This window comes from Streptomyces sp. NPDC003327, assembly GCF_053589515.1.
On sequence record NZ_JBSFSA010000002.1, the window covers coordinates 203922 to 228084 of the forward strand.

General features: G+C 74.1%; 27 protein-coding genes and 1 pseudogene. 5 read left to right on the top strand and 23 right to left on the bottom strand.

What is annotated here, in order from left to right; genetic code table 11:
* Positions 1 to 26: 26 nt before the first annotated feature.
* From lgt to hisI, 11 genes and pseudogenes are all read right to left on the bottom strand, one after another.
* Positions 27 to 845: pseudogene (gene lgt, locus ACWDVG_RS02505) on the bottom strand (prolipoprotein diacylglyceryl transferase); the annotation flags it as partial.
* A 93-nt stretch (positions 846 to 938) separates the two neighbouring features.
* Complete coding sequence (locus tag ACWDVG_RS02510; RefSeq protein ID WP_451695399.1) at positions 939 to 1757, bottom strand: DsbA family protein; 819 nt, start codon at positions 1755 to 1757, stop codon at positions 939 to 941.
* Between the two features lie 63 nt (positions 1758 to 1820).
* Positions 1821 to 2639 (bottom strand): tryptophan synthase subunit alpha, encoded by an 819-nt coding sequence (gene trpA, locus ACWDVG_RS02515; protein ID WP_451695401.1) that lies wholly within the window; start codon positions 2637 to 2639, stop codon positions 1821 to 1823.
* Positions 2636 to 3883 carry a tryptophan synthase subunit beta gene (trpB, locus tag ACWDVG_RS02520; protein WP_451695403.1) on the bottom strand — a complete coding sequence of 416 codons (1248 nt, stop codon included), beginning with the start codon at positions 3881 to 3883 and terminating at the stop codon, positions 2636 to 2638. Before trpB ends, trpA begins: the two co-directional genes overlap by 4 nt.
* 197 nt (positions 3884 to 4080) lie before the next feature.
* Positions 4081 to 4323: a tryptophan biosynthesis modulator TrpM gene (trpM, locus tag ACWDVG_RS02525; protein WP_451695405.1), complete on the bottom strand. Its 243-nt coding sequence runs from the start codon at positions 4321 to 4323 to the stop codon at positions 4081 to 4083.
* A 7-nt stretch (positions 4324 to 4330) separates the two neighbouring features.
* Positions 4331 to 5140: an indole-3-glycerol phosphate synthase TrpC gene (gene trpC / locus ACWDVG_RS02530; protein WP_451695407.1), complete on the bottom strand. Its 810-nt coding sequence runs from the start codon at positions 5138 to 5140 to the stop codon at positions 4331 to 4333.
* Between the two features lie 143 nt (positions 5141 to 5283).
* Positions 5284 to 5775, bottom strand: a complete 492-nt coding sequence (locus ACWDVG_RS02535; protein ID WP_451695641.1) for a DUF2752 domain-containing protein — start codon at positions 5773 to 5775, stop codon at positions 5284 to 5286.
* A 278-nt stretch (positions 5776 to 6053) separates the two neighbouring features.
* Complete coding sequence (locus ACWDVG_RS02540) at positions 6054 to 6302, bottom strand: HGxxPAAW family protein (protein ID WP_451695408.1); 249 nt, start codon at positions 6300 to 6302, stop codon at positions 6054 to 6056.
* Between the two features lie 138 nt (positions 6303 to 6440).
* On the bottom strand, positions 6441 to 7091 hold the full coding sequence (locus ACWDVG_RS02545) for a TIGR02234 family membrane protein (protein ID WP_451695410.1): 651 nt from the start codon (positions 7089 to 7091) through the stop codon (positions 6441 to 6443).
* A 26-nt stretch (positions 7092 to 7117) separates the two neighbouring features.
* Positions 7118 to 8611 (bottom strand): anthranilate synthase component I, encoded by a 1494-nt coding sequence (locus ACWDVG_RS02550; protein WP_451695412.1) that lies wholly within the window; start codon positions 8609 to 8611, stop codon positions 7118 to 7120.
* Between the two features lie 11 nt (positions 8612 to 8622).
* Positions 8623 to 8973, bottom strand: a complete 351-nt coding sequence (gene hisI / locus ACWDVG_RS02555; protein ID WP_451695414.1) for a phosphoribosyl-AMP cyclohydrolase — start codon at positions 8971 to 8973, stop codon at positions 8623 to 8625.
* 84 nt (positions 8974 to 9057) lie between these two features.
* Here hisI and ACWDVG_RS02560 point away from each other — a divergent pair, with 84 nt between their 5' ends.
* Positions 9058 to 9693: a TIGR03085 family metal-binding protein gene (locus tag ACWDVG_RS02560; RefSeq protein ID WP_451695415.1), complete on the top strand. Its 636-nt coding sequence runs from the start codon at positions 9058 to 9060 to the stop codon at positions 9691 to 9693.
* Between the two features lie 104 nt (positions 9694 to 9797).
* On the opposite strand, the gene hisF is transcribed toward ACWDVG_RS02560, so the two are convergent.
* Genes hisF through hisD form a run of 8 tightly spaced genes read right to left on the bottom strand, consistent with a single transcriptional unit; the run spans position 9798 to position 15568 of the window.
* On the bottom strand, positions 9798 to 10553 hold the full coding sequence (gene hisF, locus ACWDVG_RS02565) for an imidazole glycerol phosphate synthase subunit HisF (RefSeq protein WP_451695417.1): 756 nt from the start codon (positions 10551 to 10553) through the stop codon (positions 9798 to 9800).
* The gene (locus ACWDVG_RS02570) at positions 10550 to 10966 is read right to left on the bottom strand and encodes a RidA family protein (protein WP_451695419.1); all 417 of its coding nucleotides are present in this window, start codon (positions 10964 to 10966) and stop codon (positions 10550 to 10552) included. Before ACWDVG_RS02570 ends, hisF begins: the two co-directional genes overlap by 4 nt.
* Positions 10963 to 11694, bottom strand: coding sequence for a bifunctional 1-(5-phosphoribosyl)-5-((5-phosphoribosylamino)methylideneamino)imidazole-4-carboxamide isomerase/phosphoribosylanthranilate isomerase PriA (gene priA / locus ACWDVG_RS02575; protein WP_451695420.1), 732 nt, complete (start codon positions 11692 to 11694; stop codon positions 10963 to 10965). The genes ACWDVG_RS02570 and priA overlap by 4 nt, the downstream gene beginning before the upstream one ends.
* Before the next feature lie 2 nt (positions 11695 to 11696).
* Positions 11697 to 12344: an imidazole glycerol phosphate synthase subunit HisH gene (gene hisH / locus ACWDVG_RS02580; RefSeq protein WP_451695422.1), complete on the bottom strand. Its 648-nt coding sequence runs from the start codon at positions 12342 to 12344 to the stop codon at positions 11697 to 11699.
* Positions 12341 to 12505, bottom strand: a complete 165-nt coding sequence (locus ACWDVG_RS02585; RefSeq protein WP_451695423.1) for a hypothetical protein — start codon at positions 12503 to 12505, stop codon at positions 12341 to 12343. Before ACWDVG_RS02585 ends, hisH begins: the two co-directional genes overlap by 4 nt.
* Positions 12506 to 12507: 2 nt before the next feature.
* Positions 12508 to 13101: an imidazoleglycerol-phosphate dehydratase HisB gene (gene hisB / locus ACWDVG_RS02590; RefSeq protein WP_030492957.1), complete on the bottom strand. Its 594-nt coding sequence runs from the start codon at positions 13099 to 13101 to the stop codon at positions 12508 to 12510.
* Positions 13098 to 14228, bottom strand: coding sequence for a histidinol-phosphate transaminase (locus ACWDVG_RS02595; protein ID WP_451695425.1), 1131 nt, complete (start codon positions 14226 to 14228; stop codon positions 13098 to 13100). The genes hisB and ACWDVG_RS02595 overlap by 4 nt, the downstream gene beginning before the upstream one ends.
* The gene (hisD, locus tag ACWDVG_RS02600) at positions 14225 to 15568 is read right to left on the bottom strand and encodes a histidinol dehydrogenase (protein WP_451695427.1); all 1344 of its coding nucleotides are present in this window, start codon (positions 15566 to 15568) and stop codon (positions 14225 to 14227) included. Before hisD ends, ACWDVG_RS02595 begins: the two co-directional genes overlap by 4 nt.
* 213 nt (positions 15569 to 15781) lie before the next feature.
* Between hisD and ACWDVG_RS02605 the strand changes: the two genes are divergently transcribed.
* From ACWDVG_RS02605 to ybaK, 4 genes are all read left to right on the top strand, one after another.
* Positions 15782 to 17377, top strand: coding sequence for an oxidoreductase (locus ACWDVG_RS02605; protein WP_451695429.1), 1596 nt, complete (start codon positions 15782 to 15784; stop codon positions 17375 to 17377).
* Positions 17378 to 17555: 178 nt separating this feature from the next.
* Complete coding sequence (locus tag ACWDVG_RS02610) at positions 17556 to 18614, top strand: hypothetical protein (RefSeq protein ID WP_451695430.1); 1059 nt, start codon at positions 17556 to 17558, stop codon at positions 18612 to 18614.
* A 91-nt stretch (positions 18615 to 18705) separates the two neighbouring features.
* Positions 18706 to 19443, top strand: a complete 738-nt coding sequence (locus tag ACWDVG_RS02615) for an LON peptidase substrate-binding domain-containing protein (RefSeq protein WP_451695432.1) — start codon at positions 18706 to 18708, stop codon at positions 19441 to 19443.
* 32 nt (positions 19444 to 19475) lie between these two features.
* Entirely contained in the window at positions 19476 to 19973 is a 498-nt protein-coding gene (gene ybaK, locus ACWDVG_RS02620) for a Cys-tRNA(Pro) deacylase (RefSeq protein WP_451695434.1), read from the top strand.
* Between the two features lie 95 nt (positions 19974 to 20068).
* Here the strand turns inward: ybaK and ACWDVG_RS02625 are convergent, their stop codons facing one another.
* The 4 genes from ACWDVG_RS02625 to ACWDVG_RS02640 all read right to left on the bottom strand — a co-directional run bounded on the left by ACWDVG_RS02625 (position 20069) and on the right by ACWDVG_RS02640 (position 23998).
* Positions 20069 to 20686: a DUF2567 domain-containing protein gene (locus ACWDVG_RS02625; protein WP_451695436.1), complete on the bottom strand. Its 618-nt coding sequence runs from the start codon at positions 20684 to 20686 to the stop codon at positions 20069 to 20071.
* 34 nt (positions 20687 to 20720) lie between these two features.
* Complete coding sequence (locus ACWDVG_RS02630; RefSeq protein ID WP_451695438.1) at positions 20721 to 21548, bottom strand: ABC transporter permease; 828 nt, start codon at positions 21546 to 21548, stop codon at positions 20721 to 20723.
* A 75-nt stretch (positions 21549 to 21623) separates the two neighbouring features.
* A complete protein-coding gene (locus ACWDVG_RS02635; RefSeq protein WP_451695643.1) occupies positions 21624 to 22595 on the bottom strand; it encodes an ABC transporter ATP-binding protein in 972 nt (323 codons plus the stop codon).
* A gap of 20 nt (positions 22596 to 22615) precedes the next feature.
* Positions 22616 to 23998 carry an NYN domain-containing protein gene (locus ACWDVG_RS02640; protein ID WP_451695440.1) on the bottom strand — a complete coding sequence of 461 codons (1383 nt, stop codon included), beginning with the start codon at positions 23996 to 23998 and terminating at the stop codon, positions 22616 to 22618.
* Between the last annotated feature and the right edge of the window lie 165 nt (positions 23999 to 24163).

Below are 24163 nucleotides of genomic sequence, written 5' to 3' on the forward strand. Positions count from 1 at the left end.
CCCTCCGAGGCGTCCCCCTTCGGAGGGGTGACGGCCTTCGGCTCCACGATCTCCTCGCGGCCCGGGCGCGTCCGCGCCGAGACCACCATGTAGAGCACGGCGAGCGAGAAGACGACGATCGCGGTCCACACGTTGAGGCGGAGGCCCAGGATGTGGTGCGCCTCGTCGACCCGCATGTACTCGATCCAGCCGCGGCCCGCGCAGTACGCGGCCACGTACAGCGCGAAGGCCCGCCCGTGGCCGAGCGTGAAGCGGCGGTCTGCCCAGACGACGAGCAGGGCGACACCGACGCACCAGAGCGACTCGTACAGGAAGGTCGGGTGGTAGAGGCCGGCCTCGCGGTTGGCGCTCTCGGTGATCTTCAGGGCCCAGGGCAGGTCGGTCGGCTTGCCGTACAGCTCCTGGTTGAACCAGTTGCCCCATCGGCCGATGGCCTGGGCGAGGGCGATGCCGGGCGCGATGGCGTCCGCGTACGCCGGGAGCGGGATGCCCCGGCGCCGACAGCCGATCCAGGCGCCCACCGCGCCGAGCGCGATGGCGCCCCAGATGCCGAGGCCGCCCTCCCAGATCTTGAAGGCGTCGACCCAGTTCTCACCCTCGCTGAAGTACAGCTGGTAGTCGGTGATCACGTGGTAGAGGCGGCCGCCGACGAGGCCGAAGGGCACCGCCCAGACGGCGATGTCGGCCACGGTGCCGGCGGTGCCGCCCCGGGCGATCCAGCGCTTGTTGCCGTACCAGACGGCGACGAAGACACCGATGATGATGCAGAAGGCATAGCCGCGCAGCGGGATCGGTCCGAGGTTGATCACGCCGGTCGACGGGCTGGGAATGTAGGCAAGGTCCATGGCAGGACCGACGCTACCCTGCCGGGCGGGCGGGACGGCAGCCCACCCGGCAACGTATGCGTAACTAACCCCGGCGACACCGAGAAGGGACGGCTAGCCCGCCGAGGGGGAGGCCGTGCCGGGCTGCTTGCCCTTGTTGGCCTCGGCGACCCACTTCTTCAGGTTCTCCGGGGAGATCTGCTCGTTCCCCTTCGTCGGGAAGATCGATTCTCCGTTGAGGAGGACGGTGGGCGTGCCGCGGAAGCCGCCGTTCTGGAAGGCCTCGTTCGACTTCCCGATCCAGCTGTCGTGCGTGCCGTCCTCGACGCAGGAGCGGAAGGCCGGCGTGTCGAGGCCGGGGACCTTCGCGGCCAGTTCCAGCAGCTTGGCGTTGTCGCCGAAGGCGTCGTCCGTCTCCTGCGGCTGGTTGACGTAGAGCGTGTCGTGGTACGGGGTGAACTTCCCGGCGTCCTGGGCGCAGGCGGCGGCGTTCGCCGCGCGCAGCGAGCCGCTGCCCCCCATGTTCCCGTCGATGAGGGTGGCGAGGTGGTACTCCGTCTTGAGGGCGCCCGCCGCCTCCAGCTCGTGGATGGTGTCCCGGAAGGCGTTCTCGAAGGAGGCGCAGGCGGGGCAGCGGAAGTCCTCCCAGATCGCGAGCGTGGACGGGGCGTCCGCCCGGCCCGTCGGGATCGCGGGCTTGTCGCCCTCCACGGCTCCGGTCGGGGCCACGACCGGGCCCGCCTTGTCCGAGCCGCCGTCCTTGTCGCCGCTCGCGGCGATCACGCCGACGACCGCGGCGAGGCCGAGGACGCCGACCACCGCCGCCGACACGATCAGGACGCGTCGCTGCTTCTCGCGGGACTTCTCCCGCTCGCGCTGCTCCTTGAGGCGCTCCCGGGCGTTCTGCGTACCGTTTCGCTTGTTCTCGCTCACGTCCCGGAAACGAACCGGGGAGGCACATCCGCGCCTCCCCGGTCCCAGATCCACCCGAACGGGCTACGGAAGGCGGCGGACGCCCTCCGCGAGTTCGGCCGCCAGTTCCTTTACGGCGGCGAGTCCAGCGGTCTCGTCGCCCTCGGCGTCGAGGATCCGCTTCACGAAGGCCGAGCCGACGATGACGCCGTCGGCGAAGCCGGCGACCTCCTTCGCCTGTGTGGCGTTGGAGACGCCGAGACCGACGCAGACCGGGAGTTCGGAGGTGGCGCGGGTGCGGCGGACCAGGTCGGCCGCCTGCTCGCCGACCGACTCGCGGGTGCCGGTGACGCCCATGAGGGAGGCGGCGTAGACGAAGCCGGAACCGGCCGCCGTGATGGTGGCGAGCCGCTCGTCCCTGCTGCTGGGAGCGACGACGAAGACGGTGGCGAGACCGCGCTTGTCGGCGTGCTCGCGCCAGACCGCGGACTCCTGGACCGGCAGGTCGGGCAGGATGCAGCCCGCGCCGCCGGCCGCGGCCAGCTCCTCGGTGAAGCGCTCGATGCCGTAGCGGTCGATCGGGTTCCAGTACGTCATGACGAGGACCGGCTTGCCGGTGGCCTCGTGGGCCTCGCGGACCGTCCGCATGACGTCGGCGATCTTGACGCCGCCGCGCAGGGCGATGTCGTCGGCGGTCTGGATGACGGGGCCGTCGAGGACCGGGTCGCTGTGCGGGAGACCGACCTCGACCACGTCCGCGCCGCCGTCGAAGACGGCCTTGATGGCGGCGATGCCGCCGTCGACGGTCGGGAAGCCGGCCGGCAGGTAGGCGATGAGCGCGGCCCGGTCCTCCGCCTTCGCCTTCGCCAGGGTGTCGCTCAGGAGCTGGATGTTGCCGGTCACTTGGAGCCCCCCTCGGCGCCGTTGTCGTAGAGCCCGAAGTAGCGGGCGGCCGTGTCCATGTCCTTGTCGCCGCGCCCGGAGAGGTTCACGACGAGCAGGCCGTCGCGGCCCAGCTCCTTGCCGACCTCCAGGGCTCCGGCGAGGGCGTGCGCCGACTCGATGGCCGGGATGATGCCCTCCGTACGGGAGAGCAGGCGCAGCGCCTGCATGGCGGCGTCGTCGGTGACGGCCCGGTACTCGCCGCGGCCGCTGTCCTTGAGGTAGGCGTGCTCGGGGCCGATGCCGGGGTAGTCGAGGCCGGCGGAGATCGAGTACGGCTCGGTGATCTGGCCCTCCTCGTCCTGGAGGACGTAGCTCCGGGAACCGTGCAGGATGCCGGGCTCGCCCGCGGTGAGGGTGGCCGCGTGCTCGCCGGTCTCGACGCCGTGGCCGGCCGGCTCGCAGCCGATCAGGCGGACGCCCGCGTCGGGGACGAAGGCGTGGAAGAGGCCGATGGCGTTGGAGCCGCCGCCGACGCAGGCGACGGCGGCGTCGGGCAGGCGCCCGGCGCGCTCCAGGATCTGGCGGCGGGCCTCGACGCCGATCACCCGGTGGAAGTCGCGGACCATGGCGGGGAAGGGGTGCGGGCCCGCGACGGTGCCGAACAGGTAGTGGGTGGAGTCGACGTTGGCGACCCAGTCGCGGAACGCCTCGTTGATGGCGTCCTTGAGGGTGCGGCTGCCGGACTTCACGGCGATGACCTCGGCGCCGAGCATCCGCATCCGGGCCACGTTGAGGGCCTGGCGCTGGGTGTCGATCTCGCCCATGTAGATGGTGCAGTCGAGGCCGAACAGCGCGCAGGCGGTGGCGGTCGCGACGCCGTGCTGGCCGGCGCCGGTCTCGGCGATGACCCGGGTCTTGCCCATGCGCCTGGTGAGCAGGGCCTGACCGAGGACGTTGTTGATCTTGTGCGAGCCGGTGTGGTTGAGGTCCTCGCGCTTGAGGAAGATCCGGGCGCCACCGGCGTGCTCGGCGAAGCGCGGCACCTCGGTGAGGGCGCTGGGGCGGCCCGTGTAGTCGACCATCAGGTGGTTGAGCTCGCGCGCGAACTCCGGATCGGCCTTGGCCTTCTCGTACTCGACGGCGACCTCGTCGACGGCGGCGACGAGGGCCTCGGGGATGAACGTGCCGCCGAAGGCGCCGAAGTAGCCGTCGGGGGTGGGGACCTGGCCTTCCAGGTCCGGGATGAAGAACTCGCTGGACATGCGGATGCTCCTCGCGGGGCGGGTGCCCCGGGTGACGTGCGGTTGGGGGTCACGGTATGCGCGCGACGCCCTCACGTACGGCAACGCCGGTCCCGTTCGTCGTGGGCACCCGTCCGCCAGGGCGGCGGGACGGGTGGGCACGGCGGACGGCGGCCCGTGCGGGAAGCCAGGGCGCCCGCAAGGGCGCCGTCCGGGGGTTACGGCGTCGTCGTGGAGGTGCGCGCGGGGCGCGGGCGCCATCGCATGCCGTTGACCTGGCCCGGCTCGTCCCCGATCACGTACCGCACCCGGCGGCCGTGGACACGGCGGGCGGGCGCGCGGCAGCCGCGCGGGCGGCAGCCGCGGGCGAGCGGGGCGTGGCGCCGGTCCTCCGCGGGCGCGCCGACCGCGCCCCGGGCGGCGGGGCCCGGGACGTGCGGCGTGGCGCGGCGGGAGGACACGGGGGCGTCAGCTCCTGCCGTGGCGCAGGGCGGGGTGGGCGCCGGCGGCGACGAGGTCGGCGACGGCGGCCTTGGGGTCGCGGCCGGTGACGAGGGACTCGCCGACCAGGACCGCGTCGGCGCCCGCGTTGGCGTACGCGATGAGGTCGTGCGGGCCGCGGACGCCGGACTCGGCGACCTTGACGACGCCGGCCGGGATCTCGGGGGCGACGCGCTCGAAGGTGGAGCGGTCGACCTGGAGGGTCTTGAGGTTGCGGGCGTTGACGCCGATGATGCGGGCGCCCGCGTCGACGGCGCGCTCGACCTCGTCCTCGTCGTGGACCTCGACGAGCGGGGTGAGTCCGATGGACTCGGCGCGCTCGATGAGGGAGACGAGGGCCTCCTGCTCCAGGGCGGCGACGATCAGGAGCGCGAGGTCCGCTCCGTACGCCCGTGCCTCCCACAGCTGGTAGGCGGTGACGATGAAGTCCTTGCGCAGGACCGGGATGTCGACCCGGGCGCGGACGGCTTCGAGGTCGGCGAGCGAGCCGCCGAAGCGGCGCTGCTCGGTGAGCACGGAGATGACGGCCGCGCCGCCCGCCTCGTAGTCGGCGGCGAGCCCGGCGGGGTCGGCGATCGCGGCGAGGGCGCCCTTGGACGGGCTGGAGCGCTTGACCTCGCAGATCACCTTGACGCCGTCGCCGCGCAGCGCGGCGACGCCGTCCTTGGCCTGCGGCGCCTTGGCGGCGCGCTCCTTGAGCTCGTCGAGGGAGACCCGCGCCTGCCGCTCCGCGAGGTCGGCGCGCACGCCCTCGATGATCTCGTCGAGCACACTCACGCGAGAGGCCCCCTTCCGGGACGGTGACGGTGTTGATGAACCAGGTTCAGCCACTTCGATCCTATCCGCAGGAGAGCTCGGTACTCGCATCGGCCGGAGCCGCGTCCCACCTGCTGGGACTGCCGGGGCGGTCCGGGGGCACGTCAGGGGGCCAGGGCGGAGCCGAAGGGGAGGTTCCGGACCAGAGTGAAGACAGCGAGGAGGGCGCCGAGGCCCCAGCCCCAGAGGGGCGGGATCACGATGCGCAGGGGGAGGCCGCGGGCGGCGCGAACCAGCCAGAGGACGACGACGACGGCGAAGAGGCCGTAGGCGGCGACGGCGAGGGCGTTGGCGCCGAGGGCGGTGGCGAGGTCGCCGTGCGCGACGGCGTGGGCGCTGCGGAGCCCGCCGCAGCCGGGACAGTAGACGCCGGCGAAGCGGAGGAGGGGGCAGACGGGGTAGTGGCCCGGTTCGTTGGGGTCGACGGCCCCGACGTACGCGAAGGCGCCGACGGCTCCGGCCAGGGCCCCGAGGGGCGCGAGCAGCCGCAGGGCGAGCGGCCTGGGCCTGCGCTGCGGTGGCGGCGGTACGGCTCCGGGGGCGACGCCCCAGCCGGGCGGCACGGCCCCGTGGGGGGCGTACCCGCGGGGCGGCACGGGCCCGAAGGCGCCCTCACCGGGCGGCACCGGCCCGGCCGCGCGCCCGCGCGACGGTACGACCCCGGAAGCGTCCGTGCCCGCCGGTACGGCACCCGGGGTACCCGGGGCGCCCCGGTCGACCGGGCGGGCGGGGGTGTCCGGGGCGGGGCCGGGGCCGGGCGCGTCGGGGGTGGTTCCGGGCGTCGGGTGCGTGGTCACCCGGTGATTGTCGCCCGGGACGCGCGAGGGCGCAGCCCGGCAACGCCGGGCCGCGCCCTCGGGCAGGTCGCGGTGCGTCAGGAGTGGACCTGGGCGGTCGCGGCCTCGCGGGCCGCGACGACGGCCTCCGACTCCTTCGGCATGCCGAGTCCGGCGATCTTCATCGCGCCGCCGACGATGCCGCCGAGCACGATGACGCCCATGCCGGCCCAGAAACCGGTCACGTTGGCGGCCACCATGAAGACCCCGGCGATGCAGAAGCCGATGAAGGAGATGATGACACCGGTCCAGGCGGCCGGGGTGTGTCCGTGGGCGCTGCCCGCCATGAGTTGCTCCTCGTTGCTGTTGCTCGGTGGTGAGGTCCCGCGTGCGCGGACACTCGGTCTTCATTGTCCCGCACACGGGGGCGGGCGCATGAATCGGGGGTCCGGGACGATCACGCGGCGGGGAGGCCCGCGGCGTGGTCAGTCGCCGCGCGTGGGGTCCTCGCCGCGGTCGATGGCCTTCCAGAGGTCCTCGGGCCGGTCGGGGTCCACCGCGGGCGCCTTCCGGGCGCGGGGGCCCGCGGCGCGCTCGTAGCGGCCTCCCATGGCGGGCCAGCTCTTGCCGAAGCGGAGGGCGAGGAGGCCGGCGAGCAGGATGAGGAGGGCACCGCCCGCGGTGACGTAGGGCCAGGCGGTGTGGGTCAGGCCGGCCACGGCGGCGGCCGTGTCGCCGCTGACGCGGGCGGCCTCGGTGTCGAGCGCGGCGCGGTCGGAGGCGCCGAGGAAGGCGGCGAGCGCGGCTCCGGCGCCGCTCAGCGCGAGGAGCGCGGAGACGAGGGTGCGGCCGGTGCGGCGGACGGCGAAGACGGCGACGAGCGCGGCGAGGCCGACGACGGCGAGGGCCGTCGGGACGCCGGTGACGGCTCCGCCGTCGGCCTCGACGGGGACGGTGCCGCCGCCGACGGACGCGGTGCCCTCGGCCCAGATCTGGCCGGCGGAGAGCAGTACGACGGTGGCTCCGAGGGCGCCGAGGAGGAGGGCGACGGCCAGACTGCGCCGGCCGCCGGCGGTGACGGCCGCCGGGCGGGCGGCTCGGGGCTGGGGTACGGGTACGGCACTCACGTACCCCACTATCCCCTACGGCCCCGGAAGGCGTTTCATCCGGTCGTGGTCATCCGGTTGGCCGTGTGGACGGCCCGGAGGACCGCGGCGGCCTTGTTGCGGCACTCGTTGTCCTCGGCGACCGGGTCGGAGTCGGCGACGACCCCGGCGCCGGCCTGGACGTAGGCGGTGCCGTCGCGCAGCAGGGCCGTACGGATGGCGATGGCCGTGTCGGAGTCGCCCGCGAAGTCGAGGTAGCCGACGCAGCCGCCGTACAGTCCGCGCCGGGAGGGTTCCAGCTCCTCGATGATCTGCATGGCGCGGGGCTTGGGGGCGCCGGAGAGGGTGCCGGCGGGGAAGCAGGCGGTGAGGACGTCGAAGGCGGTCCTCCCCTCGGCGACCTTGCCGGTCACGGTGGAGACGATGTGCATGACGTGCGAGTACCGCTCGATCGACATGAAGTCGACGACCTCGACGGAGCCCGGTTCGCAGACGCGGCCGAGGTCGTTGCGGCCGAGGTCGACGAGCATGAGGTGCTCGGCGCGCTCCTTGGGGTCGGCGAGCAGCTCCTCGGCCAGGTCGTGGTCCTCCTGCGGGGTGGCGCCGCGGTGCCGGGTGCCGGCGATGGGGTGGAGCATCGCGTGCCCGTCCTCGACCTTGACCAGCGCCTCGGGCGAGGAGCCGACGACGTCGAAGCCGTTCTCGAAGCGGAAGAGGTACATGTACGGGGACGGGTTGGTGGCCCGCAGGACCCGGTAGACGTCGAGCGCGGAGGCGGCGCAGGGGGTCTCGAAGCGCTGGGAGGGGACGACCTGGAAGGCCTCGCCCGCGCGGATGCGCTCCTTGATGTCCTCGACGGCGTCCTGGTAGGCGGGGCCGCCCCAGAGCGCGGAGAACTCGGGGAGCTCGGAGGAGGGCAGGGCGGCGGGGGCGGAGGCGACGGGCCGGGCCAGGTCGGCCTCCATCGCGTCGAGGCGGGCGACGGCGTGGGCGTACGCCTCGTCGACTCCGGTGTCGAGGTCGTTGTGGTTGATCGCGTTGGCGATCAGCAGGACCGTGCCGTCCCAGTGGTCGAGGACGGCGAGGTCGCTGGTGAGGAGCATGGTGAGCTCGGGGAGCCGCAGGTCGTCGCGGCCGTGCTCGCCGATGCGCTCCAGGCGGCGGACGATGTCGTAGCCGAGGTAGCCGACCATGCCGCCGGTGAAGGGCGGCATCCCGGACGCGAGGTCGCGGGGGGTGTGGAGGGTCTCGATGGTGGCGCGCAGGGCGTCGAGCGGGTCGCCGTCGACGGGGACGCCGACGGGCGGGGTGCCGAGCCAGTGCGCCTCGCCGTCGCGCACGGTGAGGGTGGCGTCGCTGCGGACGCCGATGAAGGAGTAGCGCGACCAGCTGCGCCCGTTCTCCGCGGATTCGAGGAGGAAGGTGCCGGGGCGTTCGGCGGCGAGCTTGCGGTAGAGCCCGACCGGGGTGTCGCCGTCCGCGAGGAGCCTGCGGCTGACGGGGATGACGCGGCGGTCGGCCGCCAGCTTGCGGAAGGTCTCGAGATCCATGGCGCCAGACCCTACTCGGATGCGAGGAGCACGTCGGCGTCGAAGCAGGTGCGGGCGCCGGTGTGGCAGGCGGCGCCGACCTGGTCGACCTTGACGAGCAGCGTGTCGGCGTCGCAGTCGAGGGCGACGGACTTGACGTGCTGGACGTGCCCGGAGGTGTCGCCCTTGACCCAGTACTCCCGGCGGCTGCGCGACCAGTAGGTGCAGCGGCCGGTGGTGAGGGTGCGGTGCAGGGCCTCGTCGTCCATCCAGCCGAGCATGAGCACCTCGCCGGTGTCGTACTGCTGGGCGATGGCGGGGACGAGTCCGTCCGGGCTGCGCTTGAGCCGGGCGGCGATGGCCGGGTCGAGATTGCTGCTCATGGCGCCATTGTGCCGTGACGCGCGGGGGTGTCCGGGACGGTGTCCACTGGGCGGACGGGGCGCGGCGGTCGTACGCTGGCGGGCATGTCGACCCATGCCAAACGTGAACGGCTTCTCCTCGCCGATCTGTTGGAGGCGGCCGGTCCGGACGCCCCGACGCTCTGCGAGGGCTGGCTGACCCGTGACCTGGCGGCCCATGTGGTGGTGCGCGAGCGGCGCCCGGACGCGGCGGCGGGCTCGCTGGTGCCGGCCCTGAAGGAGCGGCAGGAGCGGGTGCAGGCGGAGTTCGCCGCGAAGCCGTACGAGGAACTGGTCCAGCTGATCCGTACGGGCCCGCCGAGGTTCTCGCCCTTCACCATCAAGCAGGTGGACGAGGGGGCGAACGTCGTCGAGTTCTACGTCCACGCGGAGGACGTGCGGCGGGCGCAGCCCGACTGGTCGTCGCGCGAGCTCGATCCCGTCTTCTCGGACGTCCTGTGGTCGCGCCTGGAGCGCACGGCCCGGCTGCTCGGCCGGAAGGTGCCGGTGGGCCTCGTTCTGCGCCGCCCGAACGGCCAGACGGTGGTGGCGCACCGCGGCACGCCGGTGGTGACGATCTCCGGCGAGCCGGGCGAGCTGACGATGTACATGTACGGGCGCCAGGACACGGCGAAGGTGGCGCTGGACGGCGAGCCGGACGCGATCGAGCGGCTGAGCGAGACGAAGCAGCTGGGGCTCTGAGCGGCGACGGGCCCGGGGCGCCGCGCGCTCCGGGCCCGGCCGCACGCACGGGCGCGTACGCAGAAGGGGCCCCGAGGGGCCCCTTCCCGAAGCGGAACGTCGCGTCAGCGGACCGCGTGGCCCGCCTTCCGCAGCTCGTCCTTGACCTCGCCGATCCGCAGGTCGCCGAAGTGGAAGACCGAGGCGGCGAGCACCGCGTCCGCGCCCGCCGCGATCGCGGGCGGGAAGTCGGAGAGCTTGCCGGCGCCGCCGGAGGCGATGACCGGCACGGTGACGTGCTTGCGCACCGCCGCGATCATCTCCGTGTCGTAGCCGTCCTTGGTGCCGTCGGCGTCCATCGAGTTGAGCAGGATCTCGCCCGCGCCCAGTTCGGCGGCCCGGTGCGCCCACTCGACGGCATCGATGCCGGTGCCCCGGCGGCCGCCGTGGGTGGTGACCTCGAAGGAGCCCGACTCGGTGCGGCGCGCGTCCACGGAGAGGACGAGGACCTGGCGGCCGAAGCGCTCCGCGATCTCCTGGATCAGCTCGGGGCGGGCGATGGCGGCGGTGTTCACGCCCACCTTGTCCGCGCCGGCCCGCAGCAGCTTGTCGACGTCCTCGGCCGCGCGGACGCCGCCGCCCACGGTCAGCGGGATGAAGACCTGCTCGGCGGTGCGGCGCACCACGTCGTAGGTGGTCTCCCGGTTGCCGGAGGAGGCGGTGATGTCGAGGAAGGTCAGCTCGTCGGCGCCCTCGGCGTCGTACAGCTTGGCCATCTCGACGGGGTCGCCCGCGTCCCGCAGGTTCCGGAAGTTGACACCCTTGACGACCCGGCCGTTGTCCACATCCAGGCAGGGGATCACGCGTACGGCGAGGCTCATGCCGCACCGCCTGCCCGGCCGGCCCGGGGGTGGAAGGCCTCGACCTCGACCTCGACGACCAGGCGGGGGTCGACGAAGCCGGAGACGATGATCATCGAGGCGGCGGGGCGGACGGCGCCGAACAGCTCCTTGTGGGCGCGCCCGACCTCGTCCACGTCGCGGGCGTGGGTGAGGTACATCCGGGTCCGCACCACGTCGTCGGCGGTGAGGTCCAGCTGCTTCAGGGCCGCGAAGGCGACGTTGAACGCGTTGACCGTCTGTTCGTACGGGCCGCCGTCGGCGATCTGCCCGTCGACCACCGACGTGCAGCCGGAGACCAGGACGGTCCCGTTGGGCAGCTCGACCGCGCGGGAGTAGCCGAACTGCTCCTCCCAGGGGGCGCCGGTGACGACCTTGCGCACGGAATCGGTCATGCCGAGGCCACCGCCTCCAGGGCCTCTTCCAGGGTGAAGGCCTTGGCGTAGAGCGCCTTGCCGACGATGGCGCCCTCGACGCCCAGCGGGACGAGGCCCGACAGGGCGCGCAGGTCGTCCAGGGAGGAGACACCGCCGGAGGCCACGACGGGCTTGTCGGTGGCCGCGCAGACGTTCTTCAGGAGCTCCAGGTTGGGGCCCTGGAGGGTGCCGTCCTTGGCGATGTCGGTGACGACGTAGCGGGAGCAGCCCTCGGAGTCGAGGCGGGCGAGCGTCTCGTACAGGTCGCCGCCGTCGCGGGTCCAGCCGCGGCCGCGCAGGGTGGTGCCGCGCACGTCGAGGCCGACGGCGATCTTGTCGCCGTGCTCGGCGATGACCTTGGCGACCCACTCGGGGGTCTCCAGGGCCGCGGTGCCGAGGTTGACGCGGGTGCAGCCGGTGGCGAGGGCGGCGGCGAGCGAGGCGTCGTCGCGGATGCCGCCGGAGAGCTCGACCTTGATGTCCATGGCCCGGGCGACCTCGGCGATCAGCTCGCGGTTGTCGCCGGTGCCGAAGGCGGCGTCCAGGTCGACGAGGTGGAGCCACTCGGCGCCGGAGTTCTGCCAGGCGAGGGCGGCCTCCAGCGGGGAGCCGTAGGAGGTCTCGGTGCCGGACTCGCCGTGCACGAGGCGGACCGCCTGCCCGTCGCGGACGTCGACGGCGGGGAGGAGTTCAAGCTTCTGAGCCATGATCAGAGGGTCTCGATCCAATTGGTGAGGAGCTGGGCTCCGGCGTCGCCGGACTTCTCGGGGTGGAACTGGGTGGCCCACAGGGCGCCGTTCTCGACGGCGGCGACGAACGGCTCGCCGTGGGTGGACCAGGTGACCTTGGGGGCGCGGATGTTGGGGTTGCCGACCTCCAGGGTCCACTCGCGCACCGCGTAGGAGTGCACGAAGTAGAACCGGGCGTCGGCGTCGAGGCCGGCGAACAGCTCGCTGTCCTCGGGGGCGTCGACGGTGTTCCAGCCCATGTGGGGGACGACGGGGGCGTTCAGCGGCTCGACGGCGCCGGGCCACTCGTCGAGGCCCTCCGTCTCGACGCCGTGCTCGATGCCGCGCTCGAAGAGGATCTGCATGCCGACGCAGATGCCCATGACCGGGCGGCCGCCGGAGAGCCGGCGGCCGACGATCCAGTCGCCGCGGGCCTCCTTGAGCCCCTGCATGCAGGCGGAGAAGGCGCCGACGCCGGGGACGAGGAGTCCGTCGGCGTTCATCGCCTTCTCGTAGTCGCGGGTGATCTCGACGTCGGCGCCGACGCGGGCGAGGGCGCGCTCGGCGGAGCGGACGTTGCCGAAGCCGTAGTCGAAGACGACGACCTTCTTGCCGGTCGCCGCGCTCATGCCCACACGTCCAGTCGGAGCACGCCGGCGGCGAGGCACATGGCCGAGCCGATGGCGAGGACCACGATCAGGCCCTTGGGCATCTGCTGCTTGGCGAAGGAGTAGATGCCGCCGAGCAGGAAGAGGCCGACGACGATGAGGATGGTGGAGAGGCCGTTCACGACTAGAGGGCGCCCTTCGTGGAGGGGAGGATGCCGGCGGCGCGCGGGTCGCGCTCGGAGGCGTAGCGCAGGGCCCGGGCGAGCGCCTTGAACTGGCACTCCACGATGTGGTGGGCGTTGCGGCCGTAGGGCACGTGGACGTGCAGCGCGATCTGGGCCTGGGCGACGAAGGACTCCAGGATGTGGCGGGTCATCGTCGTGTCGTACGAACCGATCATCGGCGCCATGTTCTCGGGCTCGGTGTGCACGAGGTACGGGCGGCCGGAGAGGTCGACGGTGACCTGGGCGAGGGACTCGTCGAGCGGCACGGTGCAGTTGCCGAAGCGGTAGATGCCGACCTTGTCGCCGAGGGCCTGCTTGAAGGCGGCGCCGAGGGCGAGGGCGGTGTCCTCGATGGTGTGGTGGGAGTCGATGTGGAGGTCGCCGTCGGTCTTGACGGTCAGGTCGAAGAGCCCGTGGCGGCCGAGCTGGTCGAGCATGTGGTCGTAGAAGCCGACCCCGGTCGACACGTCGACCTTTCCGGTGCCGTCGAGGTCGATCTCGACGACGACGGAGGTCTCCTTGGTGGTGCGCTCAACGCGGCCTACGCGGCTCATCGCTTCTGCTCCTTCATCAGTTCACGGACCGCGTCGAGGAACGCGTCGTTCTCTTCGGGGGTGCCGGCGGTCACCCGCAGCCATCCCGGTACGCCGTTGTCCCGGACCAGGACGCCCCGGTCGAGGATCCGCTGCCAGGCCTCGTGCGAGCCGCGGGCGCCGTCGAAGCGCCCGAACTGGAGGAAGTTGGCGTCGGAGTCGGTGACCTCGTAGCCGATGGCCCGCAGCTCGTCGACCAGGCGGTCGCGCTCGGCCTTGAGCTGCTCGACGTACCCGAGGAGGGTGTCGGTGTGCTCCAGGGCGGCGAGCGCGGTGGCCTGGGTGACGGCCGAGAGGTGGTACGGCAGGCGGACGAGCTGGACGGCGTCGACCACGGCCGGGTGGGCGGCGAGGTAGCCGAGGCGGAGCCCGGCGGCGCCGAAGGCCTTGGACATGGTCCGGGAGACCACCAGGTGGGGGCGGCCCTCGAGGAGGGGCAGCAGCGAGTCCCGGTGGCTGAACTCCACGTACGCCTCGTCCACGATCACCAGCGAGGGCTTGGCGGCCTGGGCCGCCTCGTACAGGGCGAGGACGGTCTCGGCCGCGACGGCGGTGCCGGTGGGGTTGTTGGGGGAGGTGACGAAGACGACGTCGGGCCGGTGCTCGGCGATCGCCTTCTCCGCCGCCTCCGTGTCGATCGTGAAGTCCTCGTTGCGCGGCCCGGAGATCCAGCCGGTGCCGGTGCCGCGGGCGATGAGGGCGTGCATCGAGTACGAGGGCTCGAAGCCGATCGCGGTGCGGCCGGGGCCGCCGAAGGTCTGGAGCAGCTGCTGGAGGACCTCGTTGGAGCCGTTGGCGGCCCAGACGTTCCCGGTGGTGACCGGGTGCTTGCCGGTGCGGGTGAGGTAGCGGGCCAGCTCGGTGCGGAGCTCGACCGCGTCCCGGTCGGGGTAGCGGTTGAGGCCGCGGGCGGCCTCGGCGACGCGCTCCGCGATCCGGGCCACCAGCGGCTCGGGCAGCGGGTAGGGGTTCTCGTTGGTGTTCAGCTGGACGGGGACGTCGAGCTGGGGCGCGCCGTAGGGGGACTTGCCCTTCAGCTCGTCGCGGATCGGCAGGTCGTCGATCCCGGTGGTGTCGTACGCGTTCACTTGCTCTCGGGCACCTTCCAGCCGAACCTTGCCTTGATCGCGGCGCCGTGGGCCGGGAGGTCCTCCGCCTCGGCGAGGGTGACGACGTGGTGGGCCACGTCGGCGAGGGCGTCGCGCGTGTAGTCCACGATGTGCACGCCGCGCAGGAAGGACTGCACGGAGAGGCCCGAGGAGTGGCAGGCGCAGCCGCCGGTGGGCAGCACGTGGTTGGAGCCCGCGCAGTAGTCGCCGAGGGAGACCGGCGCCCAGGGACCGACGAAGATCGCGCCGGCGTTGCGGACGCGGTCGGCGACGGCGGCGGCGTCCCGGGTCTGGATCTCCAGGTGCTCGGCGCCGTACGCGTCGACGACCGTGAGGCCGTCCGCGAGGCCGTCGACGAGGACGATCGCGGACTGCTTGCCGGAGAGCGCGGGGACGATCCGCTCGTCGACGTGCTTGGAGGCGGCGACCTGGGTCTTCAGCTCCGCCTCGACGGCCTCGGCGAGCGCCTCGGAGTCGGTGACGAGGACGGAGGCGGCCATCGGGTCGTGCTCGGCCTGGCTGATCAGGTCGGCGGCGACGTGCACGGCGTCGGCGGTGTCGTCGGCGAGGACGGCGATCTCGGTCGGGCCGGCCTCGGCGTCGATGCCGATGCGGCCCTTGAGGAGGCGCTTGGCGGCGGCGACGTAGATGTTGCCGGGGCCGGTGACGAGGTTGACGGGGGCGCAGCCGGGCGCCTGCTCGGTGTCCTCGGTGCCGTACGCGAACATGGCGATCGCCTGGGCGCCGCCGGCCGCGTACACCTCGTCGACGCCGAGGAGGGCGCAGGCGGCGAGGATCGTGGGGTGCGGCAGGCCGCCGAACTCCTTCTGCGGGGGCGAGGCGACGGCCAGGCCCTCGACGCCGGCCTCCTGGGCCGGGACGACGTTCATCACGACGGAGGAGGGGTAGACGGCGCGGCCGCCCGGGACGTAGAGGCCGACGCGGTCGACCGGGATCCACTTCTCGGTGACCGTGCCGCCGGGGACGACTTGGGTGGTGTGGGTGGCGCGGCGCTGCTCGCGGTGGACGAGGCGGGCGCGGCGGATGGACTCCTCGAGGGCGGCGCGGACGGCCGGGTCGAGCTCTTCGAGGGCGCGGGTGATCGCCTCGGCGGGGACCCGGAGGCCGGCGACGCGGACGCCGTCGAATTTCTCCCCGTAGTCGATCACCGCGGCCGCGCCATGATGCCGTACGTCCTCGCAGATCGGCCGCACCTTCTCCAGGGCGGCTTCCACGTCGAACTCGGCACGGGGCAGCAGGTCACGCAGGGCGGCACCCTCGGGGAGGGCCTCGCCGCGCAGATCGATTCGAGAGATCACGGGTCAATTCTCGCAGACGGCCCACGACGCCGGACGTCCGTATCACCTGCTGATACATGCCAATCGCTGACTGATACGCGTCACACTGGCGTCTTGTCGCCACTCCTGACCGTTAGCGTTCAGCCCGTCACTCAACGGGAAGAACGGCTGTACGAATCCACGGAACCCGGGGCGGAATCGGGGCCGAGGATCGTGGGAAGCGAGGGGGCGGCAGTGACCGAGCCGCACGAGGACGGGATGCCGGACGGTCTCACGGGGACGGAGCGCGCCATGTGGCTGGCGTTCCGGGTGGGCCGGACGTGCGATCTGACGGAGGGGGTGCCGGACCGGGACGACCCGTTCGGGCCGCACCTGTGGGGGCCGGAGCGGAGCGTGCGCGCCGAGGTGGTGGCGCTGCTGCTGCTCGACGGGCCGCCGGCCAGGTCAGGGCGCGTCGCGGCCCTGAAGCTGCGCGGGGTGCGGATCACGGGGGTGCTCGATCTGGCGGGCGGCACGATAGGGCCGTACGTGGAGCTGACGGGGTGCCGGTTCGACGGGGAGGTCGCGCTGCCCGAGACCCGGTTCGGGACGCTGCGGATGGTCGAGTGCGCCATTCCCCGCCTGGAGGCCGCTCGGCTCCACACGGAGGGCGATCTCCATCTGCCGCGCTGCCGGGTCCGGCACGGCATCCGGCTCACCGACGCCCAGATCGGGACGGACCTGCTCATCAACGAGATCCAGGTGTGGCCGGACCGGCGGGGCCGGGCGATCACGGCGGACGGCATGGTGGTCGCGCAGGACCTCCAGGCCGAGCTGATCGAGACGCACGGGGAGCTGAGCCTGCGCGGCGCGAAGGTGGGCGTCTCGCTCAGCCTCCGGGGCAGCGTCCTGCGCGGCGCCCAGCAGCGCCGCGCGCTGAACGCCCCGCAGCTGACGGTGGAGCGCTCGCTCTATCTGAACGCCGCCTGGGTGTACGACGGGTCGGGGCACGCGACGGCCACCCCGCCGTACGGCACGGCGCCGTTCCGGGACGCCCGCCGCAAGCCCGTGGAGTTCCACGGCGGGGTGCGGCTCGACGACGGCCGCTTCGGCGACGCGGTGGACCTGCACCACGCCCGGTTCCTGCTGGACGGCGCGCGGCGGGAGGAGGTCTCGCTGCGCCGGATCGCCACGCCGGAGCTGCGGTTCAACGGGGAGCGCCCGGACGAGGGGCGGGTGGTGCTGAACGGCGCGAAGGTGGTCACCCTGATCGACCTGCCGGCCAGCTGGCCGGGCCCGGGCGGCCTGGCGATGGGCGGCTTCGTCTACGAGAACCTCGTGCCGTACGAGCGCTTCCCGCTCGCCCGGCGCCTGGAGTGGGTGGCGGCGGCGACCCCGGAGTACGCCCCCGAGCCGTACGAACGCCTGGCGGCCGTGCTGCGCAGCAGCGGGGAGGACGCGGACGCGCGGGAGGTGCTGCTCGCCAAGCAGCGGCGCAGACGGGAGACCCTGCCCGTGGCGGGGAAGCTGTGGGGGTACCTCCAGGACTGGACGGTGGCGTACGGGTACCGGCCGGGCCGCGCCGCGCTGTGGATGGCCGTGCTCTGGGCGGCCGGGACGATCGCCTTCTCCCGCTACCGGCCGGTCCCCCTCAAGGGCGAGGAGGCGCCCGACTGGAACGGGCCCCTGTACGCGCTGGACCTGCTGCTGCCGGTGATTAACCTCGGGCAGGACGGCTACTGGCGGCTCGAAGGGCTCTGGCAGTGGGCGGCCGCCGTGCTGATCCTGATCGGCTGGATCCTCGCGACGACGGTCGCGGCGGGGGCGACGCGGCTGCTGCGGCGGGGCTGACGGGCGCCGGGGTCAAGGGAGGGCCAAGGGCGGTGGGGCTGAGGGCGGCGGGGGGCGGGGGGCGGCCTTCTCGCGGCCGGTGGACGGGGGCGCTCTGCGGGGGCTCGGTGAGACGGGGGTGAAGGGCCTGGGCAGACGGCCCTGAACGGACCGGTGCAATGGGAAACTGTGACGCACCATGTCCATGCTTCGCGCCCTGTGGGGCACCGCGATCGGCACCGTCCGAGCGGCCCGGCACGCCCCGCGGCTCGCCGCCGGGCTCGTGCCGGACGACGACGTGCTGCTCGACGCCCCCGACGAGCGGCTCGCGCCCGCCCTGGTCGCCGCCGCCCTCGCCGACCCGGAGCCCGCGGCGAAGCTGCTCGCCACGACCCGGGACGCCGGCGAGTGGGAGGACCGCGACCGGTACGTGGTCCGGCTCGCCACCTTCGCGTACAGCAGGGACGGCTGGCTCACGGAGTGGCTCGCCGCCGCGCCGGGGGACCCGGACGCCCTGCTCGTCACGGCGCAGCTCGCCGTGCGCAGGGCCTGGGGGTCCCCGGCGCGCGCCGAGCGGCTGCGCGAGCTGGGCCCGCTGATCCAGGACGTCGCGGAGGCCGCGCCGCACGATCCGGTGCCGTGGCGGCTCGCCCTGGACCACGCGCGCGGGGCGCACGCCGGGCACGCGGAGTTCGAGTCGCTGTGGGAGCGAGCCCTGCGCCGCTCCCCGCACCACTACGGCTGCCATGTCGCCGCGCTCAAGTACCTCTCCGCGCAGTGGTACGGCTCGCACCGGGCCGCCTTCGACTTCGCCGAGCAGGCCGCCGACGACGCCGCTCCGGGCTCGCTCGTCCGCGCGCTGCCCGTCCGCGCCGCCTACGACGGGCTCCGCGGGCTGCCGGGCTCCCCGGCCCCGGCGGACGGGGGCGGCCCGGCGGACGGGGGCCCGGCGGACGGGGGCCTGGCCGACCGGGCGGCGGACCGGGGCCTCGCCCTGTCGGCGGCGTTCCCCGCGGGCGATCCCTGGCCGGCCGAGGTGCGCAACCTCCTCGCGTACGTCCTGGTGCAGCGGGGCCGCGAGGAGGAGGCGCTCGCGGAGTTCGGCCGGATCGGCGCGTACGCCACGTCCTTCCCCTGGGGCGCCGAAGGGGAGGACCCGCTGCGTCGATTTCTCGCCGCGCGGGATGGCGCACGGGCCGCCGTCGGCCGCCGTACCCCGCTGTGGGAAGGCGGAGGCGGGCGCTCCGCGGCCATCTGAGGCGGCGAAAGGCGACGAAAGGCCGCGAACCCGGTCCCCACGGCCCCGGGCGGCGGATCGGTGTCCGACCCGCCCATTAGGCTTGGCCGCTGTGACCACCGCTCGCCTGCCCCTCTTCCCGCTCAACGCGGTGCTGTTCCCCGGCCTCGTGCTGCCGCTGAACGTCTTCGAGGAGCGTTATCGCGCCATGATGCGCGAGCTGCTGACGATCGACGCGTCGCAGCCGCGCCGCTTCGCCGTCGTCGCCATCCGGGACGGGCACGAGGTCGCGCCGACGGCCCCCGGGCTGCCGGACCAGACGGCGCTGCCGGAGAAGGGCCCCGCCGCGGGCTTCGGCCCGGACCCCCTGTCGGCGTTCCACCGGGTCGGCTGCGTGGCCGACGCCGCCACCATCCGGGAGCGCGGCAACGGCAGCTTCGAGGTGATGGCCACCGGCACGACCCGGTTCGAGCTGCTCTCCGTCGACGCGAGCGGCCCCTTCCTCACCGCCGAGGTGAAGGAGCTCCCCGAGGAGCGGGGCGACGACCCGGAGAGCCTCGCCGAGGGGGTGCTGCGCGCCTTCCGCACGTACCAGAAGCGGCTCGCCGGGGCGCGGGAGCGGTCGATGACCACGAGCGAGCTGCCCGACGACCCGTCGGTGGTGTCGTACCTGGTGGCGGCCGCGGCCGTGCTCGACACCCCGGCGAAGCAGCGGCTGCTCCAGGTCCCGGACACCGCGACCCGGCTGCGCGAGGAGCTGGCGCTGCTGCGGGCGGAGACGGCGGTCCTGCGGCATCTGCCCTCGGTGCCGGCGGTGGACCTGACGAAGGGCCCCACGAACCCCAACTGACCGGACGAGCCGAACCGAGGAAGAGCGAGCGCGTGGCGAAGAAGCAGAAGAAGAACGGCGGGGGCACGCCCGCGACGGTGGCGCTGACGGCGGCCGGCACTCCGTTCACCCTGCACGCGTACGAGCACGACCCGGCCTCCCCCTCGTACGGCGAGGAGGCCGCGGAGGCCCTCGGCGTCTCCCCCGACCGGGTCTTCAAGACCCTGGTGGCGGACGTCGACGGCGAACTGACGGTGGCCGTGGTGCCGGTGGCGGGCCAGCTCGACCTGAAGGCGCTGGCCTCGGCGGTCGGCGGCAAGCGGGCGGCGATGGCCGACCCGGCGGCGGCGGAGCGCACCACGGGTTACGTCCGGGGCGGCATCTCCCCGCTCGGCCAGCGCAAGCGGCTCCGTACGGTCCTCGACGCCTCGGCCTCGGACCACGCGACGATCTGCATCTCGGCGGGCCGCCGGGGCCTGGAGGTCGAGCTCTCCCCCGCCGACCTGGCCTCGCTCACGGCGGCGGTCGTGGCCCCGATCGGCCGGGGCTGACCGGCGGCTCACCGACGCGGGAGACACCGGACCCGGCAGCCAGGAGGGCCCGGCGGTGGACGACCGCCGGGCCCTTGCGCGTCACCGTGTCCGGCTCAGTCGGCGTACGGGGACGCCCAGGGCTCCGGCTCGGGGTCGCGGGGCCCGAAGGCCGCCGTCAGGGCCAGGTGGACGACGGTCGCCGCGAGCGGCCAGGCGAGCATCGCGGCCGCGGCCATGTTCAGTTCGAGCGGCGCCTCGAAGGCGACGTCGGGTCCGACCGCCTTCGCACGGGCGACGACGTCGCTCGTCGGCCCGAGGGAGGAGCCCACCCACCAGGCGAGGAGCGAGCCCGCGACACCGCCGACCGCCAGACCGAGCACGAGCGGCACCCCGCCCGTGCGGCGCAGCAGGAAGACGACGAGCGCGGCGGCCGCGCCGAAGGCGAGGGCGAGCAGGACGAAGGTGCCGTCCGCGCCGATCGCCGCCTCGCCCTCGGAGTCGCTCAGGAAGACGGCCTTGCCGTCCGAGACCAGCAGCGTGCGCGGGGCCTGCCAGAGCCAGAGCAGCCCGAGGAGTCCGCCCGCGACCGCGGAGGCGACCGTCACGACGACCCCCTGGAGGACCTCGGCCGCGGTGATCGGGTCACCGGCCGGTCCGCCGAGCGGCGGGGGCGGCGGCCATGCGGGGTCGTTCGGCGGGGGCTGGTGCGACGGAGTCAGGGGTGCGGTCACCCCGCCATCGTGCCAGGTGTCCCCGTGGGCCGCCTCAGCGGACCGCGGCCCGCCGGTACGCCCAGGTGGCGAGGGCCAGCGAGACCACGCCGACCGCGCCGCAGACGGCCAGGTCCACGGCGACGGCCGTCCAGTCCGGGCGGGGTTCGAAGGTACGGGCCAGGGCCTCCACGCCGTACGTGGAGGGGAGCAGGTCCCGCGCCCAGCCGATGGGCCCGGGCAGCCGCTCCGGCGGCAGCACGCCGAGGAGCAGCGCGGCGGACATGCCGAGCTGTCCGAGGAGCGTGGCCAGTTCCTGGCGGGGCGCGAGCAGGCCGAGCGCCGCTCCGAGTCCGGCGAGCGCCGCCCCCGCGAGGGGGACGACGGCGCCGAGGATCCACAGCTGGCCGAGGGGCAGCCCGAAGAGGACGGAGCCGGTGACGGCGGTGACGAGGGTGCCGGGCACGGTGAAGGAGGCGTACGCCCCGGCGGCGCCGAGCACGACGGCCGCGGGCGGCACCGGCAGCGTGGCGTAGTGGTCGAGGCCGCCGCCCGCCCGCAGCTGGCCGAAGTACTGGGCGAGGAGGTTGAGGGCGACGAACGCGACGACCAGGACGGAGGACCCGGCGACGACCGCGCGCGCCTCGGAGCCGCCGTCGACGACCCCGCGCATGAGGATCATGATGCCGACGGACTGGAAGGTCGCGACGAAGAGGAGCGGGATGCGGGCGACCCGGGCGCGCGAGAGCTGGGCGCGGTAGACGGCCGCCATGGAGGGCAGCAGCCGGGCGCGCGGGGCGAGGGCCGCGGCGGCCCGGTCCGCGTCCCCGGGCGGGGTGGGGAGCGCCCCGGTCGTCAGGGCCTCGGCGGGCACGGTGCTCACTGCGTACGGCTCCTGAAGGTCACGGGCGGGTCGTGGGGGGTCGTCACGGACGGGTGGCGGGGGATCATGCGGCACTCACGCCTTCACCAGTCCCTCGGTCGCGCCGCCCAGGGCGAGGTACACGTCCTCCAGGCTGGGCGTGGCGAGGGTGAAGTCGTCGAGCGCGGCGAAGGCGGCTCCGCCGGTGACGGCGGCGACGGCGGCGCGGGCCGCGTCGGGGGCGAGCCGGAGGACCCAGCGGCGCCCGGACTCCTGGGCGAGGTCGCGCAGCGCGGCGACCTCGGGGAGGTGGAGGGGGGCGGACTCGCGCCACACCAGGTCGACGCGGACCTCGCCGGCGACGCGTTCCTTGAGCCCGGCGGGGGTGTCGCAGGCGATGACCCGGCCGCGGTCGAGGACGGCGACCCGGTCGAGGACGGTCTCGGCCTCGATGACGTTGTGGGTGACGAGGAGCACGGTGGTGCCGTGCTCGGCGCGGCGCCGGTCGACGGCGGCCCAGACGGCACGGCGGGCGACGGGGTCCATGCCGGTGGTGGGTTCGTCGAGGACGAGGACGGGGCGGCGGCCGACGAGGGCGGCGGCGAAGCAGGCGAGGCGCCGCTGGCCGCCGGAGAGCTTCTTGAGGGGGCGGGCGGCGAGCGCGCCGAGGCCGAGCTCCTCCAGGACGTGGTCGCGCTCGGCGCGGGCGTCGGCGGCGGTGAGGCCGCGGAGCCGTCCGGTGGTCTCGGCGGCGAGGGAGACGGTCAGCTCGTCCAGGGCGGTGGACTCCTGGCCGAGGTAGGCGAGGAGGCGGGCGGCCCGTTCGGGGTGGCGGACGAGGTCGTGGCCGAGGAGTTCGACGGTGCCGGAGTCGGGCCGCATGAGGCCGGTGAGCTGGCGCACGAGGGTGGACTTGCCGGCGCCGTTGGGGCCGAGCAGGCCGAAGACCTCGCCGCCGCGCACGTCGAGGCTGATGCCGTCGGTGGCCCTGACCTCGGGGGTCGCGGGCGCGCCCCGCCTGCCGCGCGTGGCGGGGTACGTCTTGACCAGATCCCGCACCACGCACACCGTACTCACGGGGCAAGAGCCTACGGGGTCGCCGGGCCCGCTCCGGGCGCGGGGGCGTGTTCGGCGGCGGCCCGGACGTCGATCTCGCGCCAGAAACCGGCACGGATGGCGTACCGGTCGTGCTCGTCGATCTGGTCGTCCTTGTGCGCGAGCAGGCCGAAGCGGGCGGCGTAGCGGAGGAGTTCGCCGTCGATGCGGTGCGGGATGCGCGGGTAGAGCGTGGAGAGCTTCTGGACGTGGCTCTGTTCGGGGAGCCGCTCCATCCAGCGCCTGGCGAAGACCTGGCCGACCTCGAAGGGGTCGCCGCCGACGGTGGTGATGTCCTCTTCGCGGTCGGCCCAGCGCTGCTCGGCGCTGGTGAGCTGGGCGAGGGTGGGCAGCGAGGCCGTCTCGGGCGGTTCGCCGAGCGAGGGCGCGGAACGTTCCACCCAGCCGCGGTCGGAGGACCAGCGGAGCGCGCTGGTGCCCTGCGGCAGGGGGGCGGGGGCGGCGGGTCCGGCGGGGCCGCGCAGCCCGGCGAGGTCCTTCGGCGTGGGGACGCCCTTGCCCGCGGCGGGGGCGGCGCCGTGACCGTTGTGGCCGCCGTGGCTGTCGTGACCGCTGTGACCTCCGTGACCGTTGTGGCCGCCGTGGCCGCCGTGGCCGTTGTGCGAGGGGGCGCGGTTCTCCGCGGGGGCCGGTGCCCCGTCCCGTACGGCCTCCCGCGCACCCGGAGCGGACGCGGCGGCGGACGCCTCGGCGGCCCGCTCGGCGGAGGCGGCGAGCGCGGCCTCGGGCAGCGGCGCCGAGAGGATGGCGGCGATCTCGGGGCGCGGGGCGGGCGGCGGGGCACAGAGACCGGTGAGGTCCTTGGCGCGGACGGCGCGGGTGATCCACGCCCGGTCGAGGACGCGGCGTTCGTCGGCCTCGGCGACGAGGTCCTCGGACTGGTTGTAGTCGCCGTCGGCGGCCTGGACGGCCCACAGGTGGACGGCGACGCCGTGCTCCTTGGCGGACATGAGGCCGGGCAGCAGGTCGCCGTCCCCGGTGACGAGCACGATGTCGGAGCAGGCCCCGTTCCTGGCGAGCTCCGTGAGCTCGGTGTGCATGGCGGCGTCGACGCCCTTCTGGGCCCACCGTCCGTCGCTGCGGGTCAGGGCGCCCAGCCGGACGGTGACCCGGGGCATGACGCGCAGGCGGCGGTGCTCGGGCTGGGGCACCCGGTCGGGCGCGCCGTCGAACCAGTAGATCCGCAGGAGGGGCAGCGCCGTCTCGGCCTCGGCCCGTTCGCGCAGCTGCCGGATGAGCCCGGCGTGGTCGACGCTGATCCGTGAGCGGGCCGGTTCCCCGGCGAGGAGACTGGCGGCGGCGCCCAGCAGGTATCCGGCGTCCACCAGGACGACGCAGCGGTCCACGTGTTCCACCCACTTTCGGCCCAGGGGGGTCGGCTCGGGATCGGACGTTGCTTCGGGTATTCCTTCGAGTCTGCCCGACGGCCGGGGGCTTGACCGCAGGAACTGGATCATCGGCGTGGCGGAGCTCACGTCCGGGCGGGCCCTCACGCTCCGCAATGATCCAAAATGCGGCGT